This window comes from Prosthecobacter sp. (genome assembly GCF_034366625.1).
Lineage (GTDB): Bacteria > Verrucomicrobiota > Verrucomicrobiia > Verrucomicrobiales > Verrucomicrobiaceae > Prosthecobacter.
In genome coordinates this window covers 1-20441 of sequence record NZ_JAXMIH010000030.1, presented here as the reverse complement: position 1 = coordinate 20441, position 20441 = coordinate 1, and the positions used below count along the sequence as shown (strand labels likewise).

The window sequence follows — 20441 nt, the reverse complement described above, 5'->3', positions numbered from 1 at the left end:
ATCGGCTCCATGACTGACGCAGAACACCTCCGCCGCTTCGAAGATCACTCCTTCCCGCACGAGCAGTGGAATCACCGCGCCCACCTCAAGGTCGCCTATCTCTACCTGAACCGTTTTTCTCATGCTGAGGCGCTGGAGCGACTGAGCAGCGGCATCAAGGCCTACAATGCCACGCATGGCATCCAGGACACGCCCACCGGCGGTTATCACGAGACGATGACGCAGGCCTGGCTCCATCTCGTCCACACCACCCTCCGCCAGTTCGGCCCGGCGGCATCCGCCGACGCCTTCTTCGACGCCCAGACCCAGCTCCGCGACAAGCGCACCCTGCTCCTCTTCTACTCCCGCGACCGCATCATGTCGCCCGAGGCCAAGACCACCTTCCTCCCGCCCGATCTCGCCCCGCTCCCGCAGCCTGTTGGGGCCGCATAACCCTCAAAAGGAGGGCCGATTCCAGCCTGAGGCCGCTCCGGCAGCCCAATTGCGGAGCCGTCCCGCTTGTCGGGAGACTCGGACGCGTCGATTGCGGAGCCATCCTGCTTGTTGGGAGCCTCGGGCACGCCGATTGCGGAGCCGTGGGGCTTGTCAACAGGCTCGGAGCGGGCAGAATCTCACCATGAGCACGCCAGCCGCGCCTCCCACCCTGCCCGCGCCGCCACCTCAGGTGATTCCGGCGGATACCGTCTATGCCGCATCTCGGCGATCCCACCCGTCGGCGGCTTCTCCAGATCCTCGCCCCCGGCCAAGGCCTCACCACCACCGCTTTGGCAGGCAGCGTGAGCAAGCGCTTGGACGCCACGCTCAAGCACCTTGTCAATTTGCGCGGTGCCGGTCTGGTGGTGACGGCGGAGAACCCGCAAGACGGCCGCCGTCTCCTCTACCGCCTCGCTCCCGCCATCCCCGTGACCAAGACCGCCACCGGCTGGGAGATGGACTTCGGGTATTGTTTGGTGCGCTGCTGAGCTGAGGCGTCCTCTTGTGGATATTTTTCGCCCTTCAATATCCGCCCACAGCGCGTAAACCGACATTTTTGTTGCCCAGCAACGGCATAGGAGTGTAAAACGACACCCATGGGTGCCACAGCCCGTACTTTTCCGACAAAACCGTTGGCTATAAAGCTGCTGACAAACCTCACGATCTGTTAACCATCTTCACTGTTCGGCCACTTATACGCTCTCATGCTAGAGAAGCTCAACTTTTCCGACCTCCTTCGCTACGGATTTAGCGGCGGCGCGCTCTTGCTCGCATTGGCGCTGACTCGCACTGGTTTCGACGCTGCACTTTCTGGCGGCGTCGGGTTGTCTGAGGGTACCGGCCTCGCTCTCGTCGCCATGGTAGCTGGCAGCTTCATTTATACTCTACACCGCGCTCTTCTTCATCGTCCTATCGTACAGTTTATCAGGTGGTGTCTCGACCATCAGTATCCAACGCCCGCCTTGCCCAAGTCGGATTCGTTCCTCATCAATACTTACAAGCGGGATTACGTGCGTTGGGTCCGCCGCTCTAAACATCCGAACTTCCAACGGAACATGGATCTGTGGTCATCACAGATTCATTTCCTTTACGGGTGTGCCTGGGCCATCGGCGCAGGTGCCGTCATCGGGCGCCTTCTGTCTCCGGCCATTCGCGGTCACGACTGGCATTATTTGCTTTTTGCAGTCGAGGGCCGAGCGACCTTCTACCTCTTGGTTCTTGTTTCGCTTCTGTCTCTGCTAGGCGCGTTATTTCAGGATTACATCGCCCAATATTACGACCGCACACTCTTGACCACCGATGTCAGCAAAGACCTTCATGAACCAAAACCGACGGACGAACCGGCCTAAAAAAACGGATGCAGGCAACGGCTCGTATGGCATCTGTCGTGTCATCGAATCTTTCCGCTCGCCGTCGCCTGATCCGAGACGCCCAAGAACCCAATCCTCCAGAGACATGCAATCCATCTCTTGGCTCTCAGTCCTTTTCTACTGCCTGTTCGGTATGTTTGTTTTTTACCAGCAGCTTCATGTGCGTTCCTTCCGTGGGTCGAGCAAGGGATTCGAGGCTATTTTGACGCTCTCGGCCATTGCTGGCATGATTACGGGACTAGCATATCTGATCTATTACGGCTGGACGGTTGTGTGGTGGGCACCGATCCTGATCTTCGTTGTTGGTATATTGTTCACGATTGTGGGCGTTTTCGTTGAGCGCCTACTCGGATTGTTTGCCCTGAGTTTGCTCGGCTTTATTGGCTGGCCGCTCTGCGCTCTTGCCATGTTTAAGCATATTCCTAACTAGCTTGGCACGTTCGACGACACTTTATGACTGAGGCTACATATAGCGAGCAACCGAAGACAGCAGTCGCATGGCCAAACGAGGGCGAACCAAACGGATGCAGGCAACGGCTCGTATGGCATCTGTCGTGTCATCGACGCTTCCCGCTCGTCGTCGCCTGATCCGAAGCGTTAAATCGACTCAAGACACCAGCGGCAGCAACTTGCCCAGCAACTCGCTGATCTTCACGCGCTCCTGTTCGTTGCTGTCGCGATGGCGCAAGGTCACCGTATCGAGCAACTCCGGGCCTTTTTCGCCGAGGGAGTCGAAGTCGATGGTGACGCCGAAGGGCGTGCCGACTTCGTCCTGACGGGCGTAGCGGCGACCGATGGACGCGGTCTCGTCGTAGAAGCAGTTCATGTGCTTCTTGAGCAGCGCATAGACCTCGCGGGCCTTGGCGACGAGCTCGGGCTTGTTCTTGAGCAGCGGGAAGACGCCGACTTTGATCGGGGCGACACGTGGATGCAGGCGCAGGACGGTGATGACTTCCTTCTTGCCCTTCTCATCGACCTTTTCGGTCTCGCTGAAGGCCTTGGCGATGACGGCGAGCGCCATGCGGTCGAGACCGGCGGAGGGTTCGATGACGTGCGGGACGTAGCTGCCTTTGAAGAGACGCTCGAACCACGCACGCACGGCGGCCTCGGGCATGGGCTCGCCCTTGGTTTTCGCGGCTTCGGCGGCGAGGCGTTTCTGGATGAGAGCTTCCTTCTGCTCGTCAGTGAGCTTGGCGGCGGCGGTTTTGAGTTCCTCGTCGAAGATCTCCTGCGACTTCGTGCTGGCGGTCTGGTGCGCGGACAAATCGAAGTCGCCACGCGCGGCGATGCCTTCGAGCTCCTCGGTGCCGAAGGGGAACTCGCAGAGGATGTCCACGCAGGCGCGGGCGTAGTGGGCGAGGTCGGCGGGCGTCTGCCAGTAGTACTCGAGCACGTCGCCAAGGCCGATGCCTTGGTAGAACTTCGTGCGCTGATCGACCCAGTAGCGGTGCCACAGCTCCCAGCCCCAATTTGGCTGCGGTTCGCTCAAATCAGCGCCTTCATGCCACTTCGCGACTTCGCCGCTGATGATCTCGACGGCTTCGTCGGGCTTGATGAAGAACTCGAGCTCCATCTGCTCGAACTCGCGGCTGCGGAAGGTGAAATTCTTGGGCGTGACCTCGTTGCGGAAGGCCTTGCCGATCTGGCCGATGCCAAATGGCACCTTCACGCGGCTGGAGTCGAAGACGTTCTTGAACTGCGCAAAGATGGCCTGCGCGGTTTCCGGGCGCAGGTAGGTCACGTCGTCCTCGGTCGCGGTGGGGCCGAGGTAGGTCTTGAGCATGAGATTGAAGGGGCGGGCCTCGCCGAGCATGCCGCCGGTTTCGGGATGGAAATCGACGCTGCCATTCACGGCGTCGATTTTCTCCTCGCCGACCAATTCGATCTCCTCGGGCTTGCCGGCGGCTTCACCGGCATTTTGCGCGATGAGGGCACGGATGCGTTTGCGGAAGCTCTCGATGTGCTCGCCATTTTTCAGCAAGGCGGAGATGGCGCGGTCCCAGCGCCAGCCGTTCGGGGCCTTGGCACCGCTGTATTTCATGACGACGCCGTCCTGAGGATCGACGTGATCAGCGCGGACGCGTTTGTTCGTCAGCGAGCACTCGCGCATGAGGTCGGCGAAGGTATCCACATGGCCGCTGGCCTTCCAGATGGCGGGATTCATCAAAATGCTCGCATCGAGGCCGAGCACGTCCTCGCGTTCGCGGGTCATGGTGTTCCACCAGGCGGTGCGCAGGTTGCGCTTCAGCTCCGCGCCGAGCGGGCCGTAGTCCCACACGCCGCCGCAGCCGCCGTAGATCTCGCTGCTTTGATAGATGAAGCCGCGGCGCTTGCAGAGAGAGACGATTTTCTCCATTTGCGCTTGGGATGCTTTGGGGTCGGAGGACATGGCGGTTGGAATGACGAATGAGTGAATGCGGAATGCCGAATGACTGGAGTGCCACCGGCGAGAGGGGGCGCGAAGGGAGCACTGCGCAGGCGTGCGGGCAAGCGCGATTCACGAACATGGAAGAACTGAGAATGGAGGAACTGCAAATGGCAGAATGGCGCTGCCTCATCCCGTCAGGCCATTCTCAGTTCTTCCATCCTCTACCCCGCCGCCCAGAGCTTCCCGTCCCGCAGCCATTCCCTCACCAGCTCGCGAAACGCCACCACCGCCGGGTCATCGCCTTCCTTGGCCCAGACCATGACGAGCGGGATCGTCTGCTGCGGTTTCAGCGGGATGAGCGCGATGTTCTTGCTCATCGTGCTCTCCGGCACCACGCCGATGCCCGCGCCTGCCTCGACGTATTGCAAAATGGTGCCGATCAAACTCGGCGTATGCACCAGTCGCGGCGCAAAGCCGGCTTCAGAGCATGCCGCCTGGATCGCATCGTGCGAGCCCGCGCCTTCACGCCGTGCCAGCACGATCAGCGGCTCACCCGCGAGCTTCTTCCATGGCAGCGAGGTCAGTTTGGCCCACGCATGATCCTTTGGCACCGCCGCGCAGAACTTCTCCTCGCGCAGCAGCAGCGTCTGCAGACCCAACGCCTGATGGGCGAGCACCGGACGTGTCAAACCGACCGAGAGGCGGCCTTTGGAAACCATTTCCCACACGCGCTCCGGCGTGCGCTCTTCGAGGATCACCGTCACGCGTGGGAAGCGCTTGCCGTATTCCTTCAGCAAGCGGGCCATGAACATCCGTGTCGGCGGCCCGATATAGCCAAGGCGCAGCTCTCCCTCCTCACCGCTGGCCGTGCGCTTCACGCGCCGCAGCGATTCATCGAGCCGTTCGAGGATAAGACCCGTCTCATGCAGCAGCACCGCACCTGCGGGTGTGAGCCGTGGCGAGCGCCGCTCACGCTCGATCAATTGCGTGCCGAGTTCCCGCTCCATCTCCTGCACCGCGCGACTTAATGCTGGTTGGGCAATGCGCAGACGACGCGCGGCCCGCGAGAAGCTCAACTCCTCGGCCACGGCTTGAAAATAACGCAGATGACGCAGTTCCATGATCGGCGGCATTCTGTCGATGACCTCTGTCGATGCAAACTCTTAGCCAGCGGTGTGATTTTCTTGACGAACCGGTGGTGTTTTGTTGATGATGCAGGCCATGCTCATCCCCAACTCGCGAAACAGCTTTCACACGCTTTGCCTGCTCGGGGTTGTGCTCATGCAGGCCGGGCTGTGCGAAGGACTCGAACCCGCGCAGTTCGTCTCCCTGGATGATTTGAACACCGCCCAGATTTCAAAACAAGCCGTGGGACCCGGGGCCAGTGTGTCGAGCATCGCCTACTTTGCCTCGTCAGACTCCGAGCACGGCACGGAAGTTTGGCGCTACTCAGGCTCTTCCGCGACTCTGTTTCGGGATGCGCGTCCTGGACCGGAATCCGGGAATCCCTCGCAGCTCACCACGGTCGGCAACAATGTTGTTTATGTGGCGGATGACGGTGTGCATGGCCCCGAACTGTTCACCACGGCCAATATCAGCGCCTCGGGACTACTTGGCGACGTCCAGCCCGGCTCCACCCATGCCGCGCCGACCATTCTCGGTGCCAGCAACGGCTGGCTGTGGTTCACCACGCCATCGACCAGCACCAGTCTCTCACAGCGCCCTGCCACCGAGCTATGGGTGACCAACGGCACCTCCCCACCGGTGAAAAAAGGCTTCTTCGCCGAGAACTCGATCTCGAATGTCACCGTCCTACCCACCAGCGCCTCGACCACCCGGCCAGCGCTGTTTTTCCTGGCACGTCCGCATGGTGCGCCCGCCGGATACCTCGACCTGTTCTGGGCGCAGGGCAGCGGCAATGCCACCGGCATCGACCGGCTGCGCACCAACAATACCGTGCCGCTGCCAACCTCACCCGTGTATGCCGTCACGACCGATTTTGTCTGCTACCACAGCATCGACAACAACACGGAGCCATGGATACGCAACCTTTCCGGCGGCAGCCCGAGTGTTTTGGCAACGATCATGGGCGGCTCCAGCCAGCCGACTCACTTCGTCTCCAACGCCATCGACACCGTATGCTTTGCCGCGACTTCGGCAGCAGGCGGGCGCGAGGTCTGGACCACTCATGGCCCTGGCACAACCACACAGCTCGCCGATGTGGTGCCCGGCACCTCCAGCAGCAATCCCACGGCCCTCATGATGAGTCCGGGCAATCCGGGGGTGTTCTTTCAGGTGGAGAGCGGCGGGGGCCATCGCGATCTCTACTTTGCCGATCAGGGTGCCAACCCTGTCTTCAAAAAGTACGACTCATGGGTGGAGAACACCGAACAGCACACGATTGTCAGCCCACGCGAAATCGCCTATTTGCGGCCTGAGGCTTCATGGTGGCAGATCAAACTCGCGGATGGAGTGAACGATTTTGCGGTGAACCTCGGTTCCTTGTTCAACTCCGTCGCCAGGATGTGGAACAGCAGCACCACGATCTCAATGGGCAGTTCCCTTTATGTCATTGGTACGACCAGCACAAATGGCGAGGAGCTTTACCGACGTAACGGGAGCAGTTTGAACCCGATTTTCCTCGCCACCTCACCCGCCAGCGATTCGGCCCGGCCACGTCATTTTTTTCCATACGGCAGCAGCGAGCAATTGTTCGTGGCCGACACCTCTAGCACCCAGGGGCGGCTTTACCGCCTGGACAGCGGCAGTGCCAACTCCGTCACGCTTGCCACGCCCAACGACGTGTTCTCCAACAATGCCTCCAGCCTGCCGGAAGAATTCACCGAAGCGGATGGAGGCCTGTTTTTCACCGCGCACGACGGCCAGAACCGCCGGCTGTTCCTGACCACCACGGGGCAGGCGCACAGCGTGAGTGTCATCGGCAACCTCTACGACCCCGAGCAGTTGGTGGCGTTCCAGGACCGGCTGTTCCTTCTCGCACGAGCCACAGCGGGTGGCACGGGGGTGAAGCAGCTCTTCCAGGTCGAGATCGACAACGGCAACGCCAGCGCCTCGCTGGTGAACGCAGGTTACAATGCCACGGCGCTCAAGGCGGCGGCGGGCCGGTTGTTCTTCGTCGAGCAGCACGACGGCACCATTGAGCGGCTGAACTGCCTCGATTCCGGCTTCTCCGTGACGACCCTCAAGGTTTATTACAAGGACACAGCTGGCATCGGCATCACCCAGCTCACCGCCAGCAGCGCGCACCTGTATTTCACCGCGCTTCAGGGCAGCCACCCCACAAACAAGCGCGTCGTCTGGGCCACCGATGGAACAGGCACTCCTGCTGAGCCGCCCTTTCTCATCGACTCACCGCAATTGCTCGGCGCGTTGGGGGACGCCTGTGTCCTGTGGAATGATCCGGGCAACAACAACGACTACGACGCCTGGGTTTGGGAGGTGGATTCCGCTGCCCCTGCGAAGTTTTACACCGGTCCCATTTACGACACGCCGGAGAAGCATCGCCTCATCGCCAAGCCAGCGGGCATTGAGGTGGCTGGGCGCTTCTATTTCACCACCCAGTCGGGCAGAGTCATGGAGACAGACGGCATCGGACTCCAGGTGATCTTCAACAACTCCAGCCTCAAGGTGCGCCCAGAATCCCTCAGCACACTGTCAGGCAAGCTGTTGTTCATGGCCACGAGCAGCAACTATGACTGCCTCTTGTTATCCCACACGTTCGCCGAAGGCCCGACCAATATTTGGACAACCTCAGACGGCAGCCTGCCCTGCCCCATGGTTCCAGTCGGTGGCCGGCTGTATTTCACCGCCAGCCATCTGAATGACAATATCGGGTGGACCGAGCTGTGGCGCACCGACGGCACCAATGCAGGCACGGAATTGATCCGCCATGACCTCGCACGGCGTGAGCTGTCCAATGTCGCCATGGGGCTCTATCGCGATCATCTGGTTTTGGCGGAAGAGCCAAAGTATAACGCCTATGGCCTGGAGCCGGCCGTGCTGAATCATGAGCCGGTGATTCACCCACCGCCCCCGCTGACTGGAGCGCTGCGCAACCAGCCTTTCGCCTTCACTTACGCGCAGATCGTGCAAGGTCTGGCCACCGATGAAGATGGCGACACTCTCACTCCTCTGCGTCTCATCAAGTCTGCCGGCACTCTCACGCGCAATGGAATCGAAGTCGAATCCAGCACCGACCTTGTTCCCGGTGATGCCTTCGTCTGGACGCCGCCGTCCGGCCAAAGCGGATTTCTCTACTCCTTGTTTCTCGACACGAGTGATGGTTGGAAACAAAAGCAGGAGCCGGTCATCATCGAGGTCAAATCCCCCCACAACCTGTGGAGCGAGGCGCGGTTCACTCCCACCGAACTTGCTGATTCTGCCATCAGCGCGCCGGATGCCGACCCGAATGGCAATGGCGTGCCGAATGCCTTCGAGTTCATCTTTGGGCGCGATCCGAAAGCGCCGGATGCAAGTCCCGGCTGGGCACCGTCTGTCGCCACACCGGCTGGTGGCGGCGGTCTGGTCATGCGCTTCTCCTTCACCCGCGCCACCGTACTGGCCGAGGGCACGGTGCTGGTCGTCGAAGGCTCTCCCGATCTCACACCCGATTCCTGGGAACCCATCGCCACCAAGACTGAAAACACTCCCTGGAGCAGCACCGCCACCGTCACGGAAGAACTGCGACCAGATGGTCGCACCGAGGTCCATGTGGATGTCCCGCTGGGAACCGAGCCTGCGTTTTTCCGACTGAAGGCGGACCTCTGAGCATGCCGCAGCGGCATTGAAGCCATAGCGAAAGTCTATTTTCGTTACCAGTGGTCCTGCGGAGTAATCAATACTCGCATGCGCCATTTCATCGCCCTCCTCAGTCTTCTCGCCGTTCCCGCCATGGGAGCGGGCCTCGCCGAACAGCTCAAATGGAACTTCCAGGCCCGTGTGCGCGGCGAGATGCGCCAGAACGCCTATGATTTCGACTCCAGCCGCAGCGCTGTGACCGATGACTCCTGGCTGCTGCATCGCATCCGTCTCGGTGTCGAATGGCAGCCGGTCGAATGGCTCAAGTTCACCCTGCAGGGCCAGGATGTGCGCGAGTCTTTCTCCAAACGTGCCGACATCCCGCTGCAAAACGGCGCGGAAGGCGATGACGCCTTTGATCTGCGCCTCGCCAGCATCGAAGTCGGTGATCCGAAGCATCTCAGCCTCAAACTTGGCCGTCAGGTGCTTAGCTATGGCGATGAACGGCTCGTCGGGCCGCTGGAGTGGCTGAACTTCAGCCGCACCTTCGACGCGGTGAAGCTGCACTATCAGGCGCCTTCGTGGTGGATCGACGCCTTCACCTCCAGCGTCGTGCGCCTTCACGAGTCCGAGTTCAACCGCTCCGACTGGCTCGGCAACAGCGACGTGCGCCAGCAGTTCTTCAGCGGCCTTTACTTCAGCAGTCAGTTCCTCCCGTTTCAGGCCACCGACCTCTACGCCTTCCATCTGCATGAGGAATCCTTCGCCGGCGGCACGGATTTCATCACGCTGGGCACACGCTTCAAAGGCGATCCGCTGAAACTCGCCGGCTGGGACTACACCGTCGAGCTCACCGGCCAGACGGGTCAGATCAATGGCCGCCCGCTGAGCGCCTATGCCTACCATCTCGAAGGCGGCTACAACTGGCTCAAAAGCGCGTGGAAACCGCGCCTAGCGCTCGAATACAGCGCGGGCAGCGGCGACAGCGATCCGAATGACGGACGCGTTCACACCTTCCAGAACCTCTTTCCCACGAATCACCCGCCCTATGGCTTCATGGACACCTTCGCGTGGCAGAACATGCACAACGTCGTCTTGCGCCTCGCCGCGCAGCCGCATGCCAAGGTGAAGACCTCGCTCGACTTTCACTCCTTCTGGCTCACCACCACCGGCGACGCTTGGTATCGCGCCAATGGCACCACGCGTGTGCGAAACATCAATCCCAGCGCCAACAGCCACGCGGGCTGCGAACTCGACTTCACGATCAACGCCAAGCTCACGCCGCATCTCGACATGCTGTTTGGCTACTCCCACTTCTTCGCCGGAGCCTACCTCGCCGACACCGGAGCCAGCGATGACGCGGACTTCGCCTATCTGATGCTTACCCTCAATTACTGACCCCTTTATGAACAACGTCTCCCTTGCTGTCCAATTTTTCCTCCAAATCGCCGTCATCCTGCTCGCCTGTCGCGTCGTCGGAGCCATTGCCGTGCGCTTCGGCCAGCCGCAGGTCGTGGCGGAGATGATCACGGGCGTTCTGCTCGGGCCATCGCTGTTTGGCCTGCTCGCGCCCGAGTGGCAGCAGTGGCTGTTCCCCTGGGACAAGACGCAGAAGCTTCGTGACACGTCCTGCTATCTGTTTCCAGCCTCACAACTCGGCCTCGCACTCTACATGTTCATCGTCGGCATGGAATTCCGCGTGGACATCGTCAGCAAGCGTCTGAAGAGCAGCGTCGCTGTCTCCATAGCCGGCATGGCGACGCCGTTTGTGCTCGGCGTCGGACTCGCGTGGGTGTTTTATCACTACACCGAGCTGTTCCCGGAAAAAACCTCGCTCATGGAGGCCATGCTGTTCCTCGGTGCCTCCATGTGCATCACCGCCTTCCCGATGCTCGCCCGCATCATCCACTTCAAAGGACTTACCGGCACCACCATGGGGACCGTGGCCATTGGCGCGGGTGCCATTGACGATGCCACGGCCTGGATTCTGCTCGCCGTCGTGCTCGCCAGCTTTGATGACAACGTCGGCGGCGCGCTTTACAACATCGGCGGCGCGCTGGGTTATGTGGCATTGACGCTGCTCATCATTCGTCCGCTGCTCGCGAGATTCTCAACGCTTCTCATCAAAGACGAAAAGCTCACGGATGCCGGATTCGTCATCGGCATCGCCATGATGTCCCTCGGTGCCTGGTTCACCGATTTGATCGGTCTGCACGCCGTCTTCGGCGCTTTCGTCATGGGCGCAGCGATGCCGCGCGGCATCATGGTGCGCGATCTCGTTGCCCGCATCCAACCGCTCGCCGTTGCGCTGCTGCTGCCGCTGTTCTTCACCTACTCCGGCCTCAACACCAAGATCGGCCTGCTCAACACCTGGTTCCTCTGGGGCATGTGCCTCGCTGTGCTAGCCGCAGCGGTGTTGGGCAAATGGCTGGCCTGCACTCTCGCTGCGAAGGCCACCGGCATCTCCGGGCGTGAGGCGATGGGCATCGGCATCCTGATGAACGCCCGCGGTCTCATGGAACTCATCATCATCAACATCGGCCTCCAGCGCGGCATCATCTCGGAAGGCCTCTTCGCCACCCTCGTCATCATGGCCGTCGTCACCACGCTGATGGCCTCCCCCATCTTCGAGCGCCTAGTCGGCTCCGGCACCTACAAGCCGGAACCGGATCAACCATTGGGGATTTGAAACCCGTTCTGGCTCTCAAATCGTCGCAGTCTCTGCTGCCGGGGTGACTTTCGCCTACGTAGAGAGGTGTGATGCCTCGACATCCGCCGCCGACTCGCCCCAACTGCGCCAGCCTTCGGTGATCTCCAGCCAGGCCCATTCTGCCAACATGCCAAACAGACGAATCGCATCGCTACCATGAAGCTTGAAGCCCGAGATCAGGCTGCGGTGGTTGCGGTTTTTTTTGCCCAGCGCCTTCATGCGGCGGCGGCGGCGGGCGATCTGCGCAAACCGCCGGTTGTAGGTGCTCATCAGCGTGAAGACCACCCGGCCATCGGGCGGAGCAAACGGCGGCTTGAGCAGGGCTTTGGCGCCATCGCGAAACGGATGCACCACCACGCCCCAGTAGTAGAGGCCGAGATCGAGACGGTAGGCCAGGTCCATCAAATCAAACTCGCCCATATATTCATACTTGTCCTTGTACAGGGCTTCAAACCACGAACGATGACTGATGGCGAAGGTGTGATTGTAGCGTTCCAGACGCTCCTTCAGCATGGGGTCGCCGCGCCGCTGCTCCGTGATGAGGTTTGCCGCGCTGCTGGTAGTGTAGGAAATCCAGTCCATGCCAGGACTGTAGAACGGGTCCATGAACGCAGCCGCATCTCCTACCAGCACAAAACCATCGCCCGCAAAGGTGGTGCTGTAATACGCGAGGTTTTTCCGCCAATGCACATCGCTCTCATCGTACTGCGCGTCGGCCAGCAGATCGCGACCGACCGGGTGTTTCATCAGGAAGTCCTTCAGGCGATCACCGATTTTGCCGTCCTGCGGCCATTCGACGATGCGCTGATCGAAGACAACACCCACGCTCATGTCGCCGCCTTTCAGCGGAATCCACCAGCTCCACCAGCCATCACCGATGACGTGATTGGTGGCCGTGCCACGCACGCAGTAGAGCGCGGCTGCCCATTCTGGGTACTTCGTTGCAAGTTCGATGCCATCCCAGTCCTTCACGCCTTTCCAGCGTGACCATGCAGCGGCGGTGGGATGCTCAAAGTTCGACTTCCACCAGCCTTGCTTCCGCGCGATCAGTGCAGCAACGCCCGAAGCATCCACGATCCAGCGTGCATGCACCGTTTCCGTCGCATCGCCATTGCGGTAAACCACCGTCTGCTGCCCGCCCTCTTCAAGCTGCACGCTGGTGATCGTGACGGGACGCACGAGCGTGGCTCCCGCAACGCAGGCACGGCGCAACACCTCCTCATCAAACGTCGAACGATCGAGCTGATAGGAAGGCAGCTTGACCTGATACTTGGAACCCAGCTCGCTCGCCTCGGCGATCGACTTCACTTCGTCGTTGGCAAACCAGAAGCGCAGGCCCTGCTTCACGATGTGCGATTCGTTCAAGTACTGCGTCAGCCCCAGCACCTTCCCCATGAAGTAGGCGCTGACCTCGACCGTCGCTTCCCCCACGCGCCGTCCCAGCCGGGCCGATTTTTCCAGGATCAGCACTCGAATGCCCGGATTGTGCCGCAGCAGCAGTGTCGCAGTGGCGGCACCAGAAAGAGCACCGCCCATGACGATGACATCCCATGTTGCTGGATTGTCAGAAGCAGTCGTTTTCATACATTCAGGCTGTTCAAGGACAGGCACTCACGCCGCCAGCGGCACGCCATATGGCAGTTCGTCGGGCAGCGGCACAAACTCACGAATCTGGCTCCACAGCGTGCTGAAATCCTTGTTCACGTCGCCGGACAAGCAATCGGTGATGGCGCCAGCGGCATCGGGGTGGCGTTTGATCACTTCGCGGAAGGAAAACGCAGGATTGTAGAAGGCATACACCAGCTTGCGCATGTTCTCCACGCCCTCGCGAATGGTGGCTCCATAGGTCGCGAAGTGCTCGGGCGAGAGATCACCCGACACAATGCCGCGATGAATCTCCTCACCCGCCATCACGCCGCTCTTGAGCGCCAGCATCACGCCGCTGCTGAAGACAGGATCGAGGAAGGCAAAAGCGTCACCGACCAATAACAACCCCGGAGCCGAGCAATGCTTGGAGTGATGCGAGTACTCGCTGAGGATGCGATACTCTCCATTGGAGGCGCCGGTGCTCAGGTGCTGCTTGATCCACTGATTCTGCTCCACCTCACGATCAAAGATTTGCTTCAGGTCCTTCACTCCATCGCGGGTCAGGTATTTGCCCTCCGCCACCACGCCCACGCTCACCATGTCGTTATGTTGCGGGATGTGCCAGAACCAGCCTTTGTCAGGGATGTAGGCCACCATCGTCTGTCCTTCGTCGATGCCCGGCTCACGCATGGAGCCTTTGTAATACGTCCACACCGCCACCTTGTTCAGGTAAGGATCACGAATGCGCCAGCCGCTGCGTGTGGCGGTGAAGGCTTCCTTGCCCGTGCAGTCTAGGGTGATGCGGGCGCGGTATTCAGTCACCTTGCCCGCCTTGTCCACCGCACGCGCTCCCACGACATGACCGTCTTCCTTGATGAGTTCCTGCACGGAAATTTCCTCCAGGACCTCGGCCCCCTTCTCTCGCGCATTGTCCAGCATCATCAGATCGAACTCCGAACGCAGCACCTGCCAGGTTTGCGCCACGCTTTCGCGGTCGTAGCGGTTGTAGAAGTAGAACGGTTGCGAGGCACGCCCATCAGGCTGCACGAAAGCCACGCTGTACTTTTTCACGAAATGGGACCGCTTCATCTTCGGGATCATGCCCAGCCGCTCCAGCGGTCCATAGGTGAATGGAATGAGCGACTCGCCAATGTGGAAGCGGGGGAACTTCTCCCGCTCAAGGATGAGCACCTTGTGCCCGTATTCAGCCAGAATGGCCGCGGCGCTGGAACCCGCAGGTCCGGCACCGATGATAAGCGCGTCGTAGTTCATAGTCTGGTCATGATGACCAACTCTCAGTTAAACATGGCGCCGGTTCAGGGGAAATCTCATTTCGGCATCGTCACCATGCCACGGACGCATACAGCCTTCGGAATCAAGCACCTTGGCTGTCCGACGATTTGGAACAGGCTGGCACCGTGCTGAATGACGAAATCCGAATGACGAATGCGGAATGACGGGCCATTGATCGCGCCCCATTCGCATGTCCGCTCCGCTTCCGATCTTTGAACTCCGCCAGACCTTCACCGCCGCTCTGCTCGATCCGGCGCTGCCGAATCTGCTGATCAAAGCGCCGACGGGATCAGGCAAATCGACGCAGATCCCGCAGTTCGTGCTCGATTCGGGATTTCTGGCCGAAGGCAAGCGCTGCATCGTGCTCCAGCCACGCCGCATCGCCGCCCGCATGCTGGCGCAACGGGTCGCGCGTGAGCGCAATGCACGCCTCGGCGGCGAAGTCGGTTATCAGGTGCGCTTTGACAATGTCACGAGCCGCGAGACGCGGCTTAGCTATGTGACGGAGGGCGTGATGCTGCGGCAGATGCTCGAAGATCCAAACCTCGACCGCGTGGGCTGCATCTGCATCGACGAATTCCATGAGCGGCATCTCGATGGCGATCTGGTGCTGGCCTTTGCGCGGCAGCTTCAGCGCACGCGGCGGCCGGATTTGAAGATCATCGTCATGTCCGCCACGCTGGTGCCGGGTCCGCTCGTCGAGTTTATGCAGCCGTCCAAGCTGCTCGAATCCGAAGGCCGCACGTTTCCAGTCGAGGTGCGCTATCAAGCGGCGGAGAAGCTCAAGACGGGTTTTCCAGAGCCGATCTGGGATCAAGCGGCTCGCGCTTGCGAAGAACTCGCTCTCTCGCCCGGCTTCAGCGGCGACATGCTCGTCTTCATGCCCGGCGGGCACGAAATCCGCAAGACCATTGCCGCCATCCAAGGCCGTGCTTTTGCGCGTGGTCGTCGCGTGGTGCCGCTGCATGGCGAATTGACGCCGCAGGATCAGGACGCCGCCGTCACGCCCGGCGAGCAGCCCAAGATCATCGTCAGCACGAACGTCGCCGAGACTTCGCTCACCATCGAAGGCGTGCGTGCCGTGGTGGATGGCGGATTGGCGCGCACGGCGGCTTATGATGCCCGGCGCGGCATCAACACGCTCACCGTGCAGAAAATCAGCCGCGCTTCGGCGGAACAACGTGCCGGACGTGCCGGACGGCTTGGCCCCGGCATCGCCGTGCGGTTGTGGACGCAGCGCGAGCACCTGCTGCGGCCTGAATGTGAGCTGCCGGAGGTTCAGCGTCTCGATTTGAGTGAGGCGCTGCTCGCACTGCGCGTGTTGTCGCGTGAGCCGTTCGATTGGTTTGAAGCGCCGACACCGGCCTCGATGACGCGGGCGGAAAATCTGCTGCATGATCTAGGCGCACTCGATCACCACGGTCATATCACCGCTCTAGGCCGCCAGATGAGCCGCTTCCCGCTGCATCCGCGTTTTGCGCGCATGCTGCTCGCGGCGGCGCAGTTTGGTTGCCTGCGTGAGGCCACGCTGTGTGCGGCGGCATCGCAGGGGCGTGACATTCTGCTCGTCGGCAAGAACAACGCCTCGCACAAGAACGAAGACCTGTGGGAGCACGGCGACGTGACCGAGTTCCAGGCCATCCTGCGCGCCTTTGCGCGGGCGGAAGGCATGAACTTCGATCCTGATGCCTGCGCGCGTTACGGCATCCATGCGATGGCCTCACGTGAAGCCGCGCGGAGTGCGGATCAATTTCTCCAGCTCGCCAAACGCGCCGGTTTGAGCATCAACGACGAAGTCGCCGATCCCGAAGCGCTCGCGAAGATGCTGCTCGCCGCGTTCAGCGATCACCTCGGCGTCGAAACCAGTACTGGCAGCCGGATCTATCGGCTCGCAGGCGGTTACAGCGGTCATCTGGGCAAAGACGCGCATATCAAGCCGCCTCGTCTCATCGTCGCCTCCGAGATCATCGAGGTGCAGGGCAAGGCGCTGACCGTGCAGCTCAACAACTGCACCCGCATTGAGGAAGACTGGCTGCGCGAGCTGTTCCCTGACGATTTCACCACTGCACAGCGCGCGACTTACGACGCCGTGAACCGCCGCGTGATGAATCTCGAAGAAGTCCGCTTCCGCAGCCTCGTGCTGACCAGCAAGGAACGCGGCGAGCCCGATGAATCCACCGCCGCGAGTCTGCTCGCCGCCGAAGTCATCGCCGGACGACTGCAACTTACGAACTGGAACGAGAAGGTGGAGCAGTGGATCACGCGCGTGAACTGCCTTTCCAAGTGGATGCCTGATCTGGAAATCCCCGCCATCGGCGAGGAGGATCGCCATTTGATCATCGAGCAAGTCTGCACCGGCTGCATCGCCTACCGCCAGCTCAAGGACAAAGACATCTTCCCCGCCCTGCACCAATGGCTCAGCCACTCGCAGCGCGACCTGCTCGACAAATACGCCCCCGAACGCTACGCCCTCAAAAACGGCAAAACCGCCCGCATCGTTTATGACGAAAAGCAGCCCCCCAGCGTCAGCGCCGTGCTGCAGCACATGTACGACGTGAACGAAAACCCCAAAGTCGCCGCCGGTCGCATCAGCGTGACGGTACATTTGCTGTCACCCGCCCAGCGCCCGATTCAGACGACGGGAGACATTGGCAGGTTTTGGCGCGAGGGTTATCCGGGCGTGAAAGCGCAGCTCCGCGGGAGGTATCCGAAGCATGAGTGGCGGTAGGAGGCCCGCGCCGGAAGGCCGGGGGCGGGTGGCGCGAACAGGCAGAGCGATTGGGACGTGGCTGCAAGGAGATTCTAGCGGCCGGCTTGCGTTTTAAGTGCTTCATATTCCACGCTTGGCATTCCAAGCACGATCCGTTACCATCCGTCATCATGGTCACCCAAGAACTCTTTGCTCAAGCCGCCCGCCTTCCTGCCGAGGAGCGACGTTTCCTGGCTGAAATCATCTGGGAGACCGTTGATGCGGATTTGCCGGCGCAGTGGGAAAACGATTCGACCATTGCTGCCGAGGTGGAGCGGCGCTTTGAGGCGTTCAAAGCCGGGCGTGAGCGCGGATTGAGTCACGACGACGTGTTTGCGGCTGCCAAGGCGCTCGTGGCATGAAGGTGGTGTATTCGGAGCACTTCCAAGCGGAGCTGTGCTGCGTCACCGGACGCTACACTGCCGAAAGCAAAGAACTAGGCCGCCGGTTCGTGCAGACCGTGGAAAGCGCCTGCTTGGAAATTGCCGCTGATCCGTTGCGCTGGCGGGTGTTGGAGGGGCGAGTGCGCCGTTGCCTCGTCCACCGCTTCCCCTACATCATCTATTACCTGGTGGAGGACGATCTGCTCTACTTCGGAGCCTTGCTGCACAGCGCCCGCCACCCGGAGACGTATCGCGCCGCGTTTGAGGATTTATGAGCAGCATGAACCGCAACGCGGTTCCGCCATGCAGCCCAGGAGTGGACGCGCAGCGGCCTCTCCTGGGAAACATGCCTCCCACCCTCAATGCTCCCGGACCGCAACGCGGTCCCGTCACAGGGCAGCAACGAGTGTCAGGGGTACGCTCGGGTGACGGAACCGCGTTGCGGTTCATGATCCGGCATGGGGTTCGGGGACACGGTTCCCAGGGGAGCGCTCTCCCGCTGCGCGGGATCGGCACCCCTGGGCTGCATGACGCAAGTCCGTCGGACTTGGGATTCCCCCGAGGCCGGAACGAGCGCACCGGGAGGTCGGGAGCGGGTGGCGCGAACAGGCGGAGCGATTGGGACGTGGCTGAGAGGAGATGGCCGGGCGCTTGTCAACGGGTTGCACCCTCACGACGCCTCTGCTTTGTAATGGTTAGCTGTGGGCCACCGGCTGCTTTGGTATCCAGTAGCAGGTGTTTGTGGCAGTCTACGCGCACCTGGCTGGATTGGATTAAAAACAACTTTCGGCTCTAGGAGTAACTCAATTAGTGGCTCTGTAATCGGGGAGCCTAGGGACCGCCTAATATTCCAAAGAACATTCCCAAATGGTTTCATCAGATTTAGCCATTGAGCTACATCTTCAATGCTAAAACAGAAACAAGGTGGATCAAAGTGTTGAAGGTGATTTCGCAATTCACGGAAGGTGTCAAATGCCGCTTTTTCGTGAGGACTCAAATCCAAAGGGCGACCAGTAATCTTGAAAATCCATCCCAGCTTATCCATTAATCGTTGCCCATGCCTTGAGCCAAGTCGGTCCACATCGAATTTCCAACCTGGTAGAGGATCGTATTCAGCTTTTAGATAGGTTTGATGTAGCGTCGCGTCGAGCAGTGATACTGCCTCGGAAACATAAGTGCGGAATTCATGAATCCATTCTGGAGTTTGAAAGCTGTCACTGTTCTCTACAAGCCAACGGCGAGCTCTAAGCACACGCTGTTGAAGAATTAATTGAAAAGACGTGTAAAGAGCTCCCTCTCTGTCGATTGCGGGAACAATGGGAAACTTAGCTCCCAGATTGAGCGGAGACTTCATCGTTAGAGCCTCTCCTTTTGCATCAGCAAAGTGAAAATTGGGCGCAATTGAAACCGAAGAATCTAGCCACGGACAAAGTAATGGGCGCAGATTCCAAGCGTTGCAGTCAAAACGGCCATGAGCGCCGAGGTACTCTTCGATTTTTTTCAGAGTGACTGGGAGTGATGTGAAATCGGTGCGCTTAGAATCATTCCCACGCCACCAACTGTGAGTCATTGCTGGTTGTTTGAGCCACTTCTTCCTGGAAAGAGCTTTGTTGAACTCAAAGTTGAGAATTGCAACAGCACACTCTCTGAGAGTCGGAGAATTGAGGTCTCGTGCAGATAACATCAAGAATTTGTGTTTTCCGCTCATGGTTTGTGCGCCGTTGCATGTTTGTCACTTCTGTCATCATCCCACCGCCTCGACACACCGTCCGCAGAGCGTTGGATGCGCGTCATGCGTTCCGATATCCGACAGATGCTTCCAGCAGCGGGCGCATTTGTGATGGCTGGATTCCGTCACGGCGGCGGTGAGGTCGGTGCCGCGGGTGATTTGGAGGTCGCTGAGGATGAGGAATTCGTGGAGGGTGGCGGGATCGCTGAAGACGGAGTGGGTGAAGCCCTCGGCAGGAAGCGTCAAAGCAACGGTGGTTTCCAAGTTGGAGCCGATCTTCTTTTTCTGACGGGCTTTTGCCTTCACCACGCCGCCGACCTTGACCTGATCCTCGTGGATGACATCGCGATAGGCTTCGGCATAGCCCTGCTTGTTGTTCATGTCCCAGCCGAGGGCTTCGAACAAGGGGTCGATGTAGTCGGTGCGGAGCTGCTTTTCGTGGTAGCTGCCGGACTTGTAGGCGTCGATGTGCTCCCCGAAACGGGCGACAAGGTCGAGGATGGCGGCGGGAGCTGGCATGGCGCGGCTGATGTAAGCGGCTGGCGGCGGAACTGGCAAGGAGTAGTGACAAATCCGGGTGGCCAAGAGACAGAACCCGAAGCTGGGCCACCTGCGGCAAGCCCTGTGAGCTTCATGCCGAATTCCGGCGTTGCGGGCCTGAAGGTGAGGTGCCGGAATTGGGATTGGGAATCGGCGGACAGCAAGATCGGGAGCCTCAGTTCGGAATCCGAACTGGCGGGTGCCATGCTCCGTCCTCTCAATTCTGATTCCGAAATGGTGACTCCCAAGCTCGGTGGTGTCAGTTCGGATTGCGAATTGCCATGTCCGAACCTCCGAGGTGCCGTTTCGGAATCCGAATTGGCGTCTCCCACCTTCGGACCTCTCAATCCTGATTCCGAACTGGCGTGGGGGAGGCTCCGAGGTCTCAGTTCGGAATCCGAACTGACGTGCCGGAGCCTCCGGGGTGCCAATTCGGATTCCGAATTCACGAAGGGGAGCGAGGTTGGGCTTTGAAGATGA

16 protein-coding genes are annotated in these 20441 nt (G+C 60.3%); 10 read left to right on the top strand and 6 right to left on the bottom strand.

Going from position 1 to position 20441, the window contains the following annotated elements; genetic code table 11:
* Positions 1 to 9 precede the first annotated feature (9 nt).
* The 4 genes from U1A53_RS26495 (at position 10) to U1A53_RS26480 (ending at position 2274) form a co-directional block, all read left to right on the top strand.
* On the top strand, positions 10 to 432 hold the full coding sequence (locus U1A53_RS26495; protein WP_322284934.1) for a hypothetical protein: 423 nt from the start codon (positions 10 to 12) through the stop codon (positions 430 to 432).
* 254 nt (positions 433 to 686) lie between these two features.
* Positions 687 to 962, top strand: a complete 276-nt coding sequence (locus tag U1A53_RS26490; RefSeq protein WP_322284933.1) for a winged helix-turn-helix domain-containing protein — start codon at positions 687 to 689, stop codon at positions 960 to 962.
* A 216-nt stretch (positions 963 to 1178) separates the two neighbouring features.
* Positions 1179 to 1823, top strand: a complete 645-nt coding sequence (locus tag U1A53_RS26485; RefSeq protein WP_322284932.1) for a hypothetical protein — start codon at positions 1179 to 1181, stop codon at positions 1821 to 1823.
* A gap of 106 nt (positions 1824 to 1929) precedes the next feature.
* Positions 1930 to 2274: a hypothetical protein gene (locus tag U1A53_RS26480; RefSeq protein ID WP_322284931.1), complete on the top strand. Its 345-nt coding sequence runs from the start codon at positions 1930 to 1932 to the stop codon at positions 2272 to 2274.
* A 177-nt stretch (positions 2275 to 2451) separates the two neighbouring features.
* Here U1A53_RS26480 and U1A53_RS26475 read toward each other — a convergent pair whose 3' ends face one another.
* On the bottom strand, positions 2452 to 4233 hold the full coding sequence (locus tag U1A53_RS26475) for a glycine--tRNA ligase (RefSeq protein ID WP_322284930.1): 1782 nt from the start codon (positions 4231 to 4233) through the stop codon (positions 2452 to 2454).
* 200 nt (positions 4234 to 4433) lie between these two features.
* Positions 4434 to 5333, bottom strand: coding sequence for a LysR substrate-binding domain-containing protein (locus tag U1A53_RS26470; RefSeq protein ID WP_322284929.1), 900 nt, complete (start codon positions 5331 to 5333; stop codon positions 4434 to 4436).
* 100 nt (positions 5334 to 5433) lie between these two features.
* Between U1A53_RS26470 and U1A53_RS26465 the strand changes: the two genes are divergently transcribed.
* The 3 genes from U1A53_RS26465 to U1A53_RS26455 all read left to right on the top strand — a co-directional run bounded on the left by U1A53_RS26465 (position 5434) and on the right by U1A53_RS26455 (position 11659).
* Positions 5434 to 9000, top strand: a complete 3567-nt coding sequence (locus U1A53_RS26465) for a hypothetical protein (RefSeq protein ID WP_322284928.1) — start codon at positions 5434 to 5436, stop codon at positions 8998 to 9000.
* A 78-nt stretch (positions 9001 to 9078) separates the two neighbouring features.
* The gene (locus U1A53_RS26460) at positions 9079 to 10368 is read left to right on the top strand and encodes an alginate export family protein (RefSeq protein WP_322284927.1); all 1290 of its coding nucleotides are present in this window, start codon (positions 9079 to 9081) and stop codon (positions 10366 to 10368) included.
* A gap of 7 nt (positions 10369 to 10375) precedes the next feature.
* Positions 10376 to 11659 carry a cation:proton antiporter gene (locus tag U1A53_RS26455; protein ID WP_322284926.1) on the top strand — a complete coding sequence of 428 codons (1284 nt, stop codon included), beginning with the start codon at positions 10376 to 10378 and terminating at the stop codon, positions 11657 to 11659.
* A gap of 54 nt (positions 11660 to 11713) precedes the next feature.
* Here the strand turns inward: U1A53_RS26455 and U1A53_RS26450 are convergent, their stop codons facing one another.
* The gene (locus U1A53_RS26450; RefSeq protein ID WP_322284924.1) at positions 11714 to 13264 is read right to left on the bottom strand and encodes an NAD(P)/FAD-dependent oxidoreductase; all 1551 of its coding nucleotides are present in this window, start codon (positions 13262 to 13264) and stop codon (positions 11714 to 11716) included.
* A gap of 27 nt (positions 13265 to 13291) precedes the next feature.
* Positions 13292 to 14539: an NAD(P)/FAD-dependent oxidoreductase gene (locus U1A53_RS26445; RefSeq protein WP_322284923.1), complete on the bottom strand. Its 1248-nt coding sequence runs from the start codon at positions 14537 to 14539 to the stop codon at positions 13292 to 13294.
* A 211-nt stretch (positions 14540 to 14750) separates the two neighbouring features.
* Here U1A53_RS26445 and hrpB point away from each other — a divergent pair, with 211 nt between their 5' ends.
* The 3 genes from hrpB to U1A53_RS26430 all read left to right on the top strand — a co-directional run bounded on the left by hrpB (position 14751) and on the right by U1A53_RS26430 (position 17967).
* Positions 14751 to 17288: an ATP-dependent helicase HrpB gene (hrpB, locus tag U1A53_RS26440; protein ID WP_322284922.1), complete on the top strand. Its 2538-nt coding sequence runs from the start codon at positions 14751 to 14753 to the stop codon at positions 17286 to 17288.
* Between the two features lie 152 nt (positions 17289 to 17440).
* Positions 17441 to 17671: an addiction module protein gene (locus U1A53_RS26435; RefSeq protein ID WP_322284921.1), complete on the top strand. Its 231-nt coding sequence runs from the start codon at positions 17441 to 17443 to the stop codon at positions 17669 to 17671.
* On the top strand, positions 17668 to 17967 hold the full coding sequence (locus tag U1A53_RS26430; protein WP_322284920.1) for a type II toxin-antitoxin system RelE/ParE family toxin: 300 nt from the start codon (positions 17668 to 17670) through the stop codon (positions 17965 to 17967). The genes U1A53_RS26435 and U1A53_RS26430 overlap by 4 nt, the downstream gene beginning before the upstream one ends.
* Positions 17968 to 18362: 395 nt before the next feature.
* Here U1A53_RS26430 and U1A53_RS26425 read toward each other — a convergent pair whose 3' ends face one another.
* Together U1A53_RS26425 and U1A53_RS26420 are read right to left on the bottom strand one after the other, a co-directional pair.
* Positions 18363 to 19400, bottom strand: a complete 1038-nt coding sequence (locus tag U1A53_RS26425; protein WP_322284919.1) for a hypothetical protein — start codon at positions 19398 to 19400, stop codon at positions 18363 to 18365.
* A gap of 36 nt (positions 19401 to 19436) precedes the next feature.
* Positions 19437 to 19940 carry a zinc finger domain-containing protein gene (locus U1A53_RS26420; protein ID WP_322284918.1) on the bottom strand — a complete coding sequence of 168 codons (504 nt, stop codon included), beginning with the start codon at positions 19938 to 19940 and terminating at the stop codon, positions 19437 to 19439.
* Positions 19941 to 20441: the final 501 nt, after the last annotated feature.

Coding starts and splice junctions, on each gene's coding strand:
- U1A53_RS26465 (WP_322284928.1), top strand. CDS start 5,434: ATGCTCATCCCCAACTCGCGAAACAGCTTTCACACGCTTTGCCTGCTC.
- U1A53_RS26425 (WP_322284919.1), bottom strand. CDS start 19,400: ATGAGCGGAAAACACAAATTCTTGATGTTATCTGCACGAGACCTCAAT.
- U1A53_RS26495 (WP_322284934.1), top strand. CDS start 10: ATGACTGACGCAGAACACCTCCGCCGCTTCGAAGATCACTCCTTCCCG.
- U1A53_RS26435 (WP_322284921.1), top strand. CDS start 17,441: ATGGTCACCCAAGAACTCTTTGCTCAAGCCGCCCGCCTTCCTGCCGAG.
- U1A53_RS26445 (WP_322284923.1), bottom strand. CDS start 14,539: ATGAACTACGACGCGCTTATCATCGGTGCCGGACCTGCGGGTTCCAGC.
- hrpB (WP_322284922.1), top strand. CDS start 14,751: ATGTCCGCTCCGCTTCCGATCTTTGAACTCCGCCAGACCTTCACCGCC.
- U1A53_RS26475 (WP_322284930.1), bottom strand. CDS start 4,233: ATGTCCTCCGACCCCAAAGCATCCCAAGCGCAAATGGAGAAAATCGTC.
- U1A53_RS26485 (WP_322284932.1), top strand. CDS start 1,179: ATGCTAGAGAAGCTCAACTTTTCCGACCTCCTTCGCTACGGATTTAGC.
- U1A53_RS26420 (WP_322284918.1), bottom strand. CDS start 19,940: ATGCCAGCTCCCGCCGCCATCCTCGACCTTGTCGCCCGTTTCGGGGAG.
- U1A53_RS26490 (WP_322284933.1), top strand. CDS start 687: ATGCCGCATCTCGGCGATCCCACCCGTCGGCGGCTTCTCCAGATCCTC.
- U1A53_RS26480 (WP_322284931.1), top strand. CDS start 1,930: ATGCAATCCATCTCTTGGCTCTCAGTCCTTTTCTACTGCCTGTTCGGT.
- U1A53_RS26455 (WP_322284926.1), top strand. CDS start 10,376: ATGAACAACGTCTCCCTTGCTGTCCAATTTTTCCTCCAAATCGCCGTC.
- U1A53_RS26430 (WP_322284920.1), top strand. CDS start 17,668: ATGAAGGTGGTGTATTCGGAGCACTTCCAAGCGGAGCTGTGCTGCGTC.
- U1A53_RS26460 (WP_322284927.1), top strand. CDS start 9,079: ATGCGCCATTTCATCGCCCTCCTCAGTCTTCTCGCCGTTCCCGCCATG.
- U1A53_RS26450 (WP_322284924.1), bottom strand. CDS start 13,264: ATGAAAACGACTGCTTCTGACAATCCAGCAACATGGGATGTCATCGTC.
- U1A53_RS26470 (WP_322284929.1), bottom strand. CDS start 5,333: ATGGAACTGCGTCATCTGCGTTATTTTCAAGCCGTGGCCGAGGAGTTG.